The following is a 12,840-nucleotide window of genomic DNA, read 5'->3' on the forward strand; positions in this document are numbered from 1 at the left end:
TTGATTTCTCAATCATCGGGGCGGCGCGGTCGCAGGCGGCGAGCAGATTTTCAAGCATGGGAATCATCTCCGCGGGCAGACGGGCTCGAACCCCGTCCGAAATCACGGAGACTTTTTCGGGCGAGGGCGCCGGCGCGGAGAATCGGCCCGGAATCTCCAGGAGATTGAAGGTCAGCGAAGCAATTTGCTCCAGCGAGGCGGCCTGTTGAATGCGGGTGTCCAGATCGTGGCTGAATGACTGGAGCCGGAGAGGGTCTTGCAAAATGCGACGAACCGGGCGAAGAACGTGATCGGAATCGGCCACATCTTTTTTCGACGACAAATCCTGGCGCGTCAGTTTGTTTGCCGAAAGAGCCAGATCAAGGGGGGAGCCGGGGGGTGGCGCGGCAAAGAGGGCATTCCCGAAAAGAAAAAGAATGCAGAGAATTTTTAATGACGAAAACGGAACTTTGAATATCATGACGGTTTCAAGACTTTTCCCAGCTTATGATTGAATACAAAGATTACTATCAAATTCTCGGGGTGGCGAAATCCGCCAGCGCGGACGAAGATCAAGAAGGCATTCCGCAAACTCGCCCGGCAATATCACCCCGATGTCGCCAAGGACAAAAAGGCCGCCGAGGAGAAATTCAAGGAAATCAATGAAGCTTACGAGGTTTTGAGCGATCCGGACAAACGCCAGAAATACGACACCCTCGGGCCGGATTGGCAAAGCGGGGGAATGGGTGGTTTTGGCGGAGCCGGGGGTTTTGGCGGCATGGGCGCAGGCCGGGGTGGAGGCCGCACCGCACGGGGCCCCGGGGGATATGAATATCATTTTAATGGAACGGGATTCAGCGACTTTTTCGAGCAGATGTTCGGTGGACGGCGTGGGGGGAGCGCGGGCGGATTTTCCGGGTTCAATGACTACGGAGAGGAGGGGGATTTGGAGGGCGGTTACTCCGCAGAAGGCAATGACATCGAGGGCGACATCATGGTCACTCTGGAGGAGGCCATGGACGGCTCAGAGCGATTGGTCAAGGTTCAGAAAACCGATCCCCGGACGGGGGAGAGTTTTCCCGAGACATTTCAGGTGAAAATCCCACCCGGTGTGAAAGAGGGCCAGCGCATTCGTCTGGCCGGGCAGGGGGGCAAAGGCATCGGGCGTGGCAAATCCGGTGATCTCTATCTGCGGGTTCGTTTTACAAAGCACCCCGACTACCGTGTGCAGGATGCGGATATTTATTATGACTGCGAGGTCATGCCCTGGCTGGCGGTTCTCGGCGGGGAAATGGAGATTCCCCTCGTCAAAGGGCGTGTGTCACTCAAGATTCCCGCCGGAGCGCAACAAGGCCAGAAATTGCGGTTGCGAGGCAAAGGACTGCCCAAGGGCAAAGGGGAAACAGGCGATTTCTATGTGGTCATCGACATTCAGTCGCCGCGCACTGCCACGCCGGAACAGGCCGCGCTCTGGATCAAATTGCGCGAGAGTTATGAATCCAGTGGGAAGGAGTGAGAGAGATATGCCAGCCCCGAAAAAATCTGTCACGATTCGCAAGCTCAAAGTGATCAATGCCAAGACAGGAGCCGCATATTCCATTGACCGAATCACTGAAACGGCGGGTGTCAGCCGTCGGCTCGTGCTGGATCTTTGCCAATGGCGGGTGATCGAACCTGTCAAAGGGCGGACACCGGAAACTTACCGGTTTTCCGAAGAGGCCATTTACCGGATTCGTCGTGCGGACAGGCTGATTCGGGCCCACAGCCTGAAAGCCTCCGCCGCCCGGATTCTCCTCCATCTCATCGAGGAGAATGAACGCCTCCGTCACGAATTGCGCTTCTGGCGGGGATGAAAGAAAAAAGACACTTTGGATTGATCCCCGGGCAAATTGTGCGGGAGAAATGGTCGGGAGGCTGATGAGTGGGTCAATCTCCCCCTCCATCACCGCCTCCGTCTCCTCCACCATCTCCATCGGCGCCAGTACTCTCGGCGGATTGAAAATCAACAGAAAACATGTTTTCCGAAGAAATTATGCCGACAGAGTGCTCAAGCTTTGGCAGGGAGGTTTCCCACAGAATTGATCCGGTTCCCTTATCCAGGTGATACAGGTTGCCATACGCGAAGGCATAGAGGCTTTGTTTGTCATGGAAGAGGGTGACAAAGTTCTTGCCGGATTTGAACCAACCTTTTTTGAGCTCCGTTTCCCAGAGAATGGCTCCAGAACGGCGATCAAGAGCATAGACCAGTCCGTTCCCACCAATGAAAAGTTTGTTGTGATTCATAGGGTCAGTTGGGGGTTGGTTATTATTCTGAGGAGAAGTTGATTCGAGAACAAGGGCGAATTTTAAATCACACGCATGGCTTGACAGAAAGCAAAAGCGGGGCAAATTGCGGCTGATTAACCCTCCACCCATTGAAAAAATATGTCCACCACTCAAAAATCCGCATCGAAAAAAATTGCCACCAAAAAATCCACTGCCACCGTGGAAACACTTCTCAAGGAGGGGCAAATCGCTCCGGCATTTCAATCAGTGGATGAGACGGATTCATCAGTGGCCTTGAAAGATTACAAGGGCAAAAAGGTCGTGCTCTATTTTTATCCGAAAGACGACACGCCGGGATGCACCACAGAGGCTTGCGCCTTTCGTGACGGATTTTCTGACATTCGCAAAAAAGGGGCGGTGATCCTCGGGGTCAGTCCTGACTCGGTGAAATCGCACTTGAAATTCAAGGACAAACACGGGTTGCCCTTTGCGCTCATTGCCGACGAGGACAAATCCATCTGCCAAGCCTACGGTGTGTGGAAGGAAAAAAGCATGTATGGCCGCAAATATATGGGTGTTGAAAGAACGACATTCCTGATTGATGAGAAAGGCCGCATCACAAAAATCTTCCCCAAGGTCAGTGTGACAGGACATTTTGAAGAGGTTCTGGAAAACCTTTGATCTTCAAAAAATGTTAAATGTTTAACTTGATTTTTGTCGCACGCCTGAGATAGCTCGTTTTCAATATGAGCAAACAAGCAAAATTAAAAGGCGTTATCATCGGAGTCGGCAAAGCGGTCAACAGTGGAGCCAAAGGCGGGGGGCATCAGATTGGTTATATGCATGGGAAGGCACTCAAGGCGCACAACACGATTCAACTTGTCGCGGGTGCGGACATCAGTGCCGAAAATCTCAAGGCTTTTCAGGATAAATTTGAGGTTCCAGGAGGATACACTGACTATCGTGAGATGTTGGCCAAGGAAAAGCCTGATGTCGTCGCCATTTGCACCTACATGGGGCTCCATCGCCAGATGATCGAGGACAGCATCGCCGCCGGGGTGAAAATGATTTGTTGCGAAAAACCATTCGTGAATTCGATTGCGGACATTCGTGCCATCGAAAAGCTCGCTGAGGACAACCATGTCAAAATCGTGATTGCTCACATTCGCCGTTATTTCAAAGTTTTTCAAAAAGCGAGGGATATTTTCCAGAGCGGGATCATGGGCAAACCCTATGCTTGCATCGCTGGAATCGATGGATGGGACTTGAGTGAATGGGGTGGGCATTGGATTGATATGTTCCGTTTTTTCAATAATGACATTCCCGTTCGGCATGTTTTTGGTCAGGTGCGCACGCGCGATTTGCGCGGATATGGCCATGCCATGGAGGATCATGCGATTGCCTATTTCGAGTTTGAGAATGGATGCCGTGGAATTCTCGACGGTGGGCGTCAGATGTCGGATGGATTGATGACACTGATTGGTTCGGAGGGAATGATGAAAATTCACAACGAAAACTCGATGGAATGGATGACTCCCAAAGGACGGGAGACCTATTCCCATGAATGGATCGAGAACGGGCTGGATCCCTATGCTGTGGCATGGGATCGGATGTATACTGACCTGGTGGAGTGGCACAAAGGCGGGGCTATGCCGATTCTGGGACTGCCCACCACGGCGAAATCCTGCGAAACCACATTGGCAGCCTACCTCTCAGCCGTTCGAACCGACCGGGTGGACATTCCGGCTCACTCTGACAGTCTTGAGTTCCCTGTGGAAATTCTCGCCCGCCGTCAAAAAGAAAAAGCATAATCCTATGATCACACTTTATCAAAATTCCCAGGATGTGATTTTCTCCTGTGGAGGACAGGTTGCGGGTCTTTACAAATACACCGACGCCTATAAGCCATTCATTCACCCGTTGAATTCCCCCCGCGGGCATTGTGTGACTGTGGCTTCCCCTTATGACCACAAACATCACAAAGGTCTCATGTATGCGCTGCGTGAGGAAAAAATGAATTTCTGGGAGGAGTTTGAAATCACCCCGGATGAGAAAGTCGGACGCCAACGGCATGACGCATTCGTGCAAATGATCGAAAGCGGCAAGCGGGCGGGATTTGTGGAGAAATTGACTTGGCTGCCAGCGGCGGGAGGAGCCGAGTATTTTAAGGAGGAACGCTCCATTTTCTGTGAATATGACGGAACCCGCTCGGCATTTGTCTGGACTTGGAAGACGGAACTGACCGCTCTCCGTTCCATGAAGCTCATCAAGAGCAACTGGAGCGAACCCCTTCCTGATGGCCGCCGGATCAATTATCACGGCTTGGCCGTGAGGTTCGGTTGGAATTTCGTCGGCTCCATGGGATGGAATACCCTGAAGCTCAACGGCAAAATCATTCCCATGGCCGAAGGAATGGGAGCCAGTGCGCGCAGTGTGGAACTGATCGGGAATTTTGACGGACAACATCCCGTTCCCAAGGTTTCAGTCAAAATGGAAAATGCGCGCGGTTACACAGTTTATGTGCGCGATTTGCCGTTTCCCTTCTACGGACTTGGGCCGACCAATGAGCATGATCTTTTGTTGAAAGAAGGTGACCGGATCGAGGACACCCACACCGTTACGGTGCAGGACATGTGAGGGGATTATTTTGCCCTGCGCCCGAAAAGGGCGGTTCCGATCCTGACAATCGTCGCACCTTCCTCAATGGCAGGGACAAAGTCCCCGCTCATGCCCATGGACAGAACCGGCAATTTGTATCCCAGACTGGACTCCAGACCGTCGCGCAAATTGCGCAGGCGGGCGAAGTGGGGCCGGGCTTTTTCGGGGTCGTCAGAGTGGGGAGCCATGCACATCAGCCCGTGGAGTTCGAGATGGGTGAGGGAATTCACCTCGACGGCCAAAGCCTCCAGCGCATCGGGTTTGACGCCGAATTTGCTGGCTTCACCGGCGACATTGACCTCGATGAGGATTTTTTGAATTTTTGACTGTTTCCCGGCCTGCTTTTGAATTTCTGCGGCCAGCGGGGCTGAATCGACTGAATGGATCAGTGACGCAAATTGCACCGCGTCACGGGCTTTATTGCTCTGGAGATGGCCAATCATGTGCCATGAAACCGCCGAAGGGAGCAGGGGAGCCTTTGCCTTGAGTTCCTGAACCTTGTTCTCCCCAAATTCCCGCAGACCTGAGGCCCAAGCCTCTTGAATCATTTCCAGTGAGACTTTTTTCGTGACACCCAGAAGAAGAATCTCATCAGTGTTGCGCCCCGCCCGGGCCGCCGCCTGCGCAATTTGCTCCCGAATGATTCCAAGCTGTTGGTGGAAATGATCGCTCATGGTGCGGGGATGATAATCCATCCACGAGACCCGCGTGAAGCAAAGAATTGCGCAAAGCCCTTGATTTCGCTGCAAAGCCTTTTTAATGTCCGGGCACGATGTTTTTCTTTGCCACCACACAACCAGATGCGCCTGCGCCGTCCAGCCCGTCGGAATCCGCCAGCACGACGGAATTCAGTGTCGTGGGGGAAATCAGCGAGGCGGCGCGGGAATTTGACCGCGCATTGGAGACCCTGCGCACGATTACCAGTCTGGAAGCGTGGATCGGATTCGGCTCACTGGTTCTGCTTGGGCTGATTCTGGCCCTGTTGATCAACCGCCTCCTGCATTGGAAAGCCTCCTCAATCGCAAAAAAGAATCCTGAATCGATTATCAAAGACATTTTGCAAATGGTTCAGGCCCCACTGGGCATATTTATTTTCACCTATTTCCTGAGCATGGGGGTGGACGTGCTGAAGCTTCCCGGCTGGCTATGGATGCGGGTTCATTACACCTTCATGCCGATGCTCTACGCCATCGCGATTGTCTTTTTTCTTTTTCGGCTCACGGAGCTGGGTGCGCGTCTGCTTCACCGGCGTTACCAAGTCGCTGACACGGAAGTGGATGAATACCTGCTCCGGCTCTTGGTCAAGCTGGTGAAATTGGTCATCGTTTTGATGGCACTGCTCTTTTTTATCGACTCGCTCGTGGGACTGGGAAAAATCATTCCGTTGCTGGCGGGGTTGGGCTTTCTCGGGGCGGCGCTGGCTCTGGCGGCCCAGCACACTTTGGCCAATGTTTTTGCCGCTTTGTCCTTGGTGCTGGACAAGGTTTTCAAAATGGGGGATCGCATTCGATTTGAAAATTACGATGGATTCGTCATCAAAATGGGATTGCGCAGCACCAAACTCATTTCCATGAGCGGGGAAATCATCACCCTGCCCAACCGCGAACTCGCCGAGAAACAGGTTCGCAACCTCTCGTCCAAGGGGCAAACGCTCACGGAGATTTTTGTCCGGCTGCCCTACCAAACCGCCCGTGCCCGCATCGAGGAGGCCATCGCGATCCTCAATGGTCTGCACGAGTCGAATCCCGCCATCTCCCGGCATACGGTGTCCTTCACGCAAATTGCCCCCTACAGCATCGAAATCGCCTCTTATGTGTGGAGTGGTTATCGCACACCGGGGCAATACAATGAATTCGTCACCGGGGTGAACTCCAAATCAAGGAGGCTTTTGACAAGGCTGGCATGGCATTTGCATTCCCGACACAAACAATAGAAATTCAGCCTCCCCAGGCGCTGAATGACATTTCCAAATAACCTTCAAACCGCGATAAGAGAACACATCTATGGCAAAACAAATTGTTGAAATGAATGTCGAAAAAGTCACTCAGGAGGCTGGTGACACAAAAACTTTCCTGCTCCGCTGGCCGGAAGGCATGGATTATGAGTTTAAGACGGGCCAATTCATCACCATTTATCTGCCTGAAGACCCCAAGACGAAACGGGCTTACTCCCTGTCATCTTGCCAGTATGACCGCGGATTATTTGAAATCAGCGTCAAACGCGCGGGACATTTCGGCGCTTTGCTCAATGAGGTGATTCAAGAAGGATCGAAGCTGATGGTGATCCCCCCGGTGGGAAAATTCAATTTGCCCGAAGACCCGACCCATGATGTCGTCATGATTGCAGGCGGCAGCGGGGTGACCCCATTCCGGGGATTTATCCGCCACATTAACCATGACAAATTGCCCACCCGGGCGGTTTTGCTCTACACCGTGCGCAATCCGCAGGAGATCATCTTTGATGCGGAATTCCACCGGCTGGCTCAGGCAAATCCGAATTTTGAATTCAAAGTGACTTGCACACGGGTCACGGCGGAACATGGTTACACCGGGCCTGAATGGACCGGGCACAAGGGCCGGATCAATGCTGAATGGATCAAGGAACAAATCCGGGATGTGACCAAAACAGTCTTTTACGCCTGCGGCCCGACGGAATTGGTTGTCGCCACGGAAAAACTCGTCGTCGAGGAGCTCGGTGTGCCAAAGGCCCAGATGCGTCTCGAAAAATGGGGTTGATCAGCTTCCCCCATTTTTTGGGATAGAAGCTGTTCTTTGCAATTTGAACTGATCCTTCACCCCGCGCCATTTGCGCGGGGTTTTTGCTGTCGAGGCATTGCGCCATTGGGAGGGAGTTTTTCCGGTGAACTGGCTGAAGATTTTTGAAAAGTGTTGGCTCGATGAAAAACCGGCCTCCAGAGCAATTTGGGTGATGCTCAATCCGGATGTTTTCAGGAGGTGTCCTGAGGCTTCGACCCGTTGTTGGATCAAATATTGGTGGGGAGAAATGCCCAGTTCCCCACTGAAAAGCTCGACCAAGTGATTGGCGGAAACACCACTGAGCCGGGCCAGATCGCTTAACTTCCATTTTTCCGACGGTTGACCTTCCATCAAATGTTTGGCGTGAGCCACAGCGGGGTGATGCGCCGGGACAAGAGGCTTTTCATGAATGGATTGGAAAATGCGTGTGGCCTCCAGAATCAATGATTGCAAGGCGGATCGAATCCCTTCGGTTCGATACGGCAATAAAATCGAAGCCTCTCGAATCAATTGGCGAAAGGGGGGAAGAATCGAGGCGGCATTGTGCGAGCAGAAACAATTCCCCTGACACCAGAACTGATTTAACTCAAACGATGCGCGCGATTCATTTAGAAATTGTGAAACGTCGAGCCCTGCAAAGATGTAATGATGGGATTTTGCAGGACGAATCAGGCGGTGTGGGAAATCAGGGGGGACAGCGAGCAAGCCCCCCGGATTCAAAGCGTATTGTTTCTTTGGCTTGGTTTCCCAAATGGATTGTCCTTCGACTTGAAGATAAAACTCCCACGTGTGGTGCGCATGCCAAGCCACCTCCCAGTCCGCTGGAGCCCACTGTTCCCCAAGGTGGGTCAATGAGGGGACAAGGGGGTCGGGATCGTCACAATGAAATCCGCTGAGCAATTTGCGTGGGCGTAGAAATTTCATGGTTCACCGAAGATTCTATACAAATTTCGGAAAATCTCGAAAGTGGGTATTCCTCTCATTGATTATGATCAGGATCAAAAATCACCTAAAAAACCATATGATTACCCCACGAGAAATTGTTTATCGCACATTGAATTTTGACAACCCGCCCCGCCCCCCGCGTGATATGTGGGACCTGCCATTGAGCCGATGGACTTATCCCGGGGAGTTTGCGGCCCTGCAACGTGATTTTCCGTCTGACATTCAGGTGATATCACCTGTATTTCAAAACCCCTTGAGGGAAAAGGGCGATCCTTATGAGATAGGCATCTACACGGACTCTTGGGGCTGCGATTTTGAGAATATTCAACGGGGAGTCATCGGGGAGGTCAAAAACCCGCCTCTGAAAGACTGGGCCACTGATCGCAATAAAGTCCATATTCCCACTGAGTGGCTGAGTATGGACACAGAACTCATTAATCGGCAGTGCGCCGAAACGAATCGTTTTACCTTGATGGGGCATATCCCCCGGCCTTTTGAGCAGCTCCAATTCATTCGGGGAACCGCTGAGTTGTATATGGATCTCGCCGATCCTCCCACAGAGATGCTCACATTTCTCAAAGAGATGAGGGATTTCTACTGTGAGTATCTCATGCTCTGGGCAAAAACGGATGTGGACGCCCTGTTTTTTATGGATGACTGGGGTTCACAAAAATCATTGCTGATTTCCCCGAAACTTTGGCGTGAGTTCTTTAAACCCATTTACCGGGATTTTGCGCAAATTGCTCATTCCGCCGGAAAAAAAATATTCATGCACTCGGATGGCTGCATTCTCGATATTTACCCTGATCTGGTTGAAATCGGCATCGACGCTCTAAACTCACAGATTTTTGCATGCCCTTTGATCAATTGGAGCAATTTGCCGGGAAAATCACTTTTTGGGGGGGAGATCGACCGGCAGGACTTGCTGGTGAATGGCCCCTGTGCGCGCATTGATGAGGCGGTTCGCAAAGTGCATCGTCATCTGTGGAAAAATGGTGGCTGTTTTGCGCATTGCTCTTTTGACGCCGGATCAAAGCCTCCATTTGTCCGTCAGGTTTATGAGTCTTGGAATTCCTTGTTTCCATCCAATTGATGGAAAAAGGTGGTGTCGACAAAGTTATTGGGGGATCAATTCCATGCGACGAATTCTGTTTTTGACTTCTTCAGGAATGGCGGCGGCCAGTTTTCCCCAATGACGCGGAGGGGTTTTCGGGGAACTGATGAATTCAAAGCCTGTTTCGTCATTCCACACAACCGATTTGGACAAAGGGTTATCGAACCCCATCTTTTCACGGAGAGGAATGAATTGTTTCACATACTGGCGGCCAGCTTCATTGTAACCTCCACGCTTCTGGGGAATCCATTTGCTGTAACAATGCTCCATGGCGTCTTTCGGGCCATAATAGATGTAAAAAATCCGTCTTTTTTTGTCGCTCAAATTGCCCGCTGAACCATGAAGGAAAGAGAAAGTGTGCAATAAAATGTCGCCGGCTTTCATTTCCAGAGGAACCGCGCCAAAATCCCGGAACATTTCCTCCTCGCTGAATCGTTTATGGTCGATATGACCGACGAGATGCGTGCCGGGGATGCCCCACAGACAGGCATTCTCAATCGTGGAATCATCAATGTAGATATCAATATCGAAATGCGGAACCGGGTAAGTTTCTTGGAATGAGGGATCAATGTAGGGAGGGTCCTGATGCCATTCGACAGGCACTTTGCTCCGGGGGGATTTGCACACGAAAGAATCATTGAGGGGGAGGAAGGGATGTCCGATACATTGTCCCGCAATGGCCAAGAGGGCGGGATTCACCGTGACCGCCCTGAAAATGTCATTCTTTTCCCACATGAATTCCGTGCGGAAGTATGTGTCCACCCCCTCAATTTCGCGATACATGTGATGATTCCCATTTCTGGCGATGCCGTCAGCCTCGACTTGGTCAGCAGCTTCTTGGAGGAGGGTGAGTTCACGTCCCTTGATGACATTCCTGACGACGAGGAATCCATCACGGTGAAATTGGTCGATTTGATCCTGTGTAAGCATGGATGTGACTTTGCCGACTTCTGCCGGCATTTGCTTTCAAGTTGATTCACCGGTAAATTTTGAACATGATCAATGTTTATGAAAAAGAAGTCATCTCCACCAGCCACTTTGATTTGTTTAACGAATCCAAAAGTGCCGGGATTTGCGGAGTTCGGTTCTTGGACCAAGGATAAAAGGCAACCTTTGGAGTATCACCGCAACAAGGGGGTTGAAATTGTTCTCGTCACAAAAGGTCATGTTTGCTGGCAAATCAATGGACGCGAGTGCCGTGTGAAGTCCGGGGAAGTCTTTTGGAGTTTTCCGTGGGAGATTCACGGAAGCCCTGACGGGATGGATGCGGCGTTTGAGTGTTTATTTGTTATTTTTCGTTCAGCAAATGGTCGGGGGAAAAAGGGAAATGAGAATTTGTTCCATCCGGCATTTGAACTGGAGAAGTCATTGATTCGCCGGTTGTTTCAGGTTTTGAACAAGGCTCAAGAACGGGTTTTTAAGGCTTCCGGTTTGTTAAAAGAGTTGACCATCAGAACTGTCGAGGAGCTTTCCAAAATGCAAGCGGCCCATCCGCACAAGGCTCACGCAATGGGCAAAGTTCTTCTTTTGGACATCCTTGACACACTTGAGACGAGGGAAAAGATGCGTCCGTCGGCAGCTCATCCCGGCCACGTGCCTTTGAAAGTCAGGAACCTGGTGGATCGCCTCAATGAAAGTCCCCATCATCCCTGGAGCCTCCAAGAAATGAGCGGGGTTTGCGGGCTGAAGAGAACAATGTTCACCGACTATTTCATTCGCCTGACCGGAGACAGTCCCATGATGTGGTTGAATCGGGTTCGTGTCAGAAAGGCGAGGGAACGGCTCGCTCAGGAGACTTCCCCGTCAATGACTGACATTGCATTGGATTGCGGATTTTCTTCCAGTCAGTATTTTGCGAAAGTTTTCAAAGATTACACGGGAATGACCCCGACAGATTACTCTCACTCATTTAAAAAGAAATGAGAGTGAAATGTCCCCCCTCAGGGCAAAGACAGAGGAAAAACCTTCTCGATTTTGGCAATGGCCTCGTGTGCATCTTTCTCAGTGTCATAGTCAGGCAAACGCACGCACAGTCCGTCCGGCCCGATTTCTCTGGTGATGGCGATGACCTCTTCAGCGGAGGACAAATGCAGATACAGACAGAGCCCTTTGGAGCGAATGCGCTTAAAAGCACTGATCCACTCCATGGGACGTTTGGCCGCTTCAATCTCGGGATTCCACTGAATGCCTGTCAATGCTGGAACTGTGGCGAGTAAATCGAGGAAACGCAATTGCCCGGTTCCGTCCATATGATAGAGGGATGAATCCAAGCGGGATGTCGTGAGGTGCAGATCCGGAATGACAAATTGCTCGAAATCTTTTGGTGAAAGCATCACGGCAAAATCACATTGGACAGACTCGGACTTTCCGGGGTAAAGCGGCCCGAAAAAACAAACGGAATCCCCGTTCCCTCCACATTGGTTTTTCAGGAATCCATGGAAATGATCGTAAATATCGCTGAAGAGGGCATTCAATGCCGCGCTTCCATTCCGAATGATGTCTGGTTTCTCCCTGAGTCCAAGACACAATTCCTCGACACCCATGAAGAGAGACAGGGTCGTCAGGCCATCAATCATGACTGGAGCGGAGAGGAATCCCTCGCCGCGAACCGCTTCCATCCCGGCCCGATAGCAAGTTTCGAGCCGTTTGATGATCTCCTTCCCAGGATCGAAGACAGGAAGAGGACGATCAAGGATGTCCGGCATGGGTTTGATCCAAGCGGAGTCATGATAGTCGTAATCCCCTCCCGCGATGACGGGCAATGTCGCCAGGCACGAACCCCACGTCAACTGATGCCCCGGCATGGCTTCGGCCAGATAAACTTTTGAGCGTGTCCAATATCGCACGAGTCGCGCATGATATTCTGGATCGAGGTCATATGCCCTGCGTTGAGGCGCTGGGATTTCAGGGTTTTCTTCGGAATATCTTCCATTCCGGGCTTTCACCAATAGGGCTGGGCGTCCATAACTCTCTCCTTGCCAGAATGCGTCCATGATTTGCCGTGTTCTGCTCTCATCGGATTTGACCGAGTCATTTTGCGGCATGATGTGTGTCTCCTTTTCCAAGGGCATTGGGGGATGCTGGACAAAAGGATAGGGGAGAAACCAAAAAAAAGCTTTCAGG

15 protein-coding genes are annotated in these 12,840 nt (G+C 51.5%); 9 read left to right on the forward strand and 6 right to left on the reverse strand.

Annotation, left to right across the window (positions count from 1 at the left end; translation table 11 throughout):
- Positions 1-460 (reverse strand): hypothetical protein (locus tag QQ055_RS08235; RefSeq protein WP_286004535.1); only part of this gene is annotated, 460 nt, incomplete at its 3' end.
- A gap of 30 nt (positions 461-490) precedes the next feature.
- Between QQ055_RS08235 and QQ055_RS08240 the strand changes: the two genes are divergently transcribed.
- Positions 491-1,495, forward strand: a complete 1,005-nt coding sequence (locus QQ055_RS08240; protein ID WP_286004536.1) for a DnaJ C-terminal domain-containing protein — start codon at positions 491-493, stop codon at positions 1,493-1,495.
- Complete coding sequence (locus tag QQ055_RS08245; protein WP_286004537.1) at positions 1,482-1,832, forward strand: chaperone modulator CbpM; 351 nt, start codon at positions 1,482-1,484, stop codon at positions 1,830-1,832. Before QQ055_RS08240 ends, QQ055_RS08245 begins: the two co-directional genes overlap by 14 nt.
- Positions 1,833-1,905: 73 nt before the next feature.
- Here the strand turns inward: QQ055_RS08245 and QQ055_RS08250 are convergent, their stop codons facing one another.
- Positions 1,906-2,262, reverse strand: a complete 357-nt coding sequence (locus QQ055_RS08250; RefSeq protein ID WP_285964239.1) for an outer membrane protein assembly factor BamB family protein — start codon at positions 2,260-2,262, stop codon at positions 1,906-1,908.
- A gap of 141 nt (positions 2,263-2,403) precedes the next feature.
- On the opposite strand from QQ055_RS08250, the gene bcp reads away from it, so the two are divergent.
- From bcp to QQ055_RS08265, 3 genes are all read left to right on the forward strand, one after another.
- Entirely contained in the window at positions 2,404-2,925 is a 522-nt protein-coding gene (gene bcp, locus QQ055_RS08255; RefSeq protein WP_285964240.1) for a thioredoxin-dependent thiol peroxidase, read from the forward strand.
- A gap of 65 nt (positions 2,926-2,990) precedes the next feature.
- A complete protein-coding gene (locus QQ055_RS08260; protein WP_285964241.1) occupies positions 2,991-4,055 on the forward strand; it encodes a Gfo/Idh/MocA family protein in 1,065 nt (354 codons plus the stop codon).
- Complete coding sequence (locus QQ055_RS08265; RefSeq protein WP_286004538.1) at positions 4,006-4,881, forward strand: DUF6807 family protein; 876 nt, start codon at positions 4,006-4,008, stop codon at positions 4,879-4,881. The genes QQ055_RS08260 and QQ055_RS08265 overlap by 50 nt, the downstream gene beginning before the upstream one ends.
- Before the next feature lie 5 nt (positions 4,882-4,886).
- On the opposite strand, the gene QQ055_RS08270 is transcribed toward QQ055_RS08265, so the two are convergent.
- Positions 4,887-5,576, reverse strand: coding sequence for a YggS family pyridoxal phosphate-dependent enzyme (locus QQ055_RS08270; protein ID WP_285964243.1), 690 nt, complete (start codon positions 5,574-5,576; stop codon positions 4,887-4,889).
- 98 nt (positions 5,577-5,674) lie between these two features.
- On the opposite strand from QQ055_RS08270, the gene QQ055_RS08275 reads away from it, so the two are divergent.
- Positions 5,675-6,835, forward strand: coding sequence for a mechanosensitive ion channel family protein (locus QQ055_RS08275; RefSeq protein WP_286004539.1), 1,161 nt, complete (start codon positions 5,675-5,677; stop codon positions 6,833-6,835).
- Between the two features lie 70 nt (positions 6,836-6,905).
- Complete coding sequence (locus QQ055_RS08280; RefSeq protein ID WP_285964245.1) at positions 6,906-7,637, forward strand: ferredoxin--NADP reductase; 732 nt, start codon at positions 6,906-6,908, stop codon at positions 7,635-7,637.
- Here the strand turns inward: QQ055_RS08280 and QQ055_RS08285 are convergent, their stop codons facing one another.
- On the reverse strand, positions 7,638-8,582 hold the full coding sequence (locus QQ055_RS08285; RefSeq protein WP_285964246.1) for an AraC family transcriptional regulator: 945 nt from the start codon (positions 8,580-8,582) through the stop codon (positions 7,638-7,640). It abuts the gene before it with no gap.
- Positions 8,583-8,679: 97 nt separating this feature from the next.
- On the opposite strand from QQ055_RS08285, the gene QQ055_RS08290 reads away from it, so the two are divergent.
- Positions 8,680-9,696: a uroporphyrinogen decarboxylase family protein gene (locus QQ055_RS08290; RefSeq protein ID WP_286004540.1), complete on the forward strand. Its 1,017-nt coding sequence runs from the start codon at positions 8,680-8,682 to the stop codon at positions 9,694-9,696.
- A 24-nt stretch (positions 9,697-9,720) separates the two neighbouring features.
- Here QQ055_RS08290 and QQ055_RS08295 read toward each other — a convergent pair whose 3' ends face one another.
- A complete protein-coding gene (locus QQ055_RS08295) occupies positions 9,721-10,677 on the reverse strand; it encodes a phytanoyl-CoA dioxygenase family protein (protein ID WP_286004541.1) in 957 nt (318 codons plus the stop codon).
- A gap of 48 nt (positions 10,678-10,725) precedes the next feature.
- Here QQ055_RS08295 and QQ055_RS08300 point away from each other — a divergent pair, with 48 nt between their 5' ends.
- Complete coding sequence (locus QQ055_RS08300) at positions 10,726-11,640, forward strand: AraC family transcriptional regulator (protein WP_285964250.1); 915 nt, start codon at positions 10,726-10,728, stop codon at positions 11,638-11,640.
- Between the two features lie 17 nt (positions 11,641-11,657).
- Here the strand turns inward: QQ055_RS08300 and QQ055_RS08305 are convergent, their stop codons facing one another.
- Positions 11,658-12,761, reverse strand: a complete 1,104-nt coding sequence (locus QQ055_RS08305) for a uroporphyrinogen decarboxylase/cobalamine-independent methonine synthase family protein (protein ID WP_285964251.1) — start codon at positions 12,759-12,761, stop codon at positions 11,658-11,660.
- Positions 12,762-12,840 lie beyond the last annotated feature (79 nt).

This window comes from Geitlerinema calcuttense NRMC-F 0142 (assembly GCF_030285425.1).

Bases quoted from the DNA above. Each gene is read 5' to 3' on its own strand.
- QQ055_RS08250 (WP_285964239.1), bottom strand. From the start codon at position 2,262: ATGAATCACAACAAACTTTTCATTGGTGGGAACGGACTGGTCTATGCT.
- bcp (WP_285964240.1), top strand. From the start codon at position 2,404: ATGTCCACCACTCAAAAATCCGCATCGAAAAAAATTGCCACCAAAAAA.
- QQ055_RS08260 (WP_285964241.1), top strand. From the start codon at position 2,991: ATGAGCAAACAAGCAAAATTAAAAGGCGTTATCATCGGAGTCGGCAAA.
- QQ055_RS08270 (WP_285964243.1), bottom strand. From the start codon at position 5,576: ATGAGCGATCATTTCCACCAACAGCTTGGAATCATTCGGGAGCAAATT.
- QQ055_RS08275 (WP_286004539.1), top strand. From the start codon at position 5,675: ATGTTTTTCTTTGCCACCACACAACCAGATGCGCCTGCGCCGTCCAGC.
- QQ055_RS08280 (WP_285964245.1), top strand. From the start codon at position 6,906: ATGGCAAAACAAATTGTTGAAATGAATGTCGAAAAAGTCACTCAGGAG.
- QQ055_RS08285 (WP_285964246.1), bottom strand. From the start codon at position 8,582: ATGAAATTTCTACGCCCACGCAAATTGCTCAGCGGATTTCATTGTGAC.
- QQ055_RS08290 (WP_286004540.1), top strand. From the start codon at position 8,680: ATGATTACCCCACGAGAAATTGTTTATCGCACATTGAATTTTGACAAC.
- QQ055_RS08295 (WP_286004541.1), bottom strand. From the start codon at position 10,677: ATGCCGGCAGAAGTCGGCAAAGTCACATCCATGCTTACACAGGATCAA.
- QQ055_RS08300 (WP_285964250.1), top strand. From the start codon at position 10,726: ATGAAAAAGAAGTCATCTCCACCAGCCACTTTGATTTGTTTAACGAAT.
- QQ055_RS08305 (WP_285964251.1), bottom strand. From the start codon at position 12,761: ATGCCGCAAAATGACTCGGTCAAATCCGATGAGAGCAGAACACGGCAA.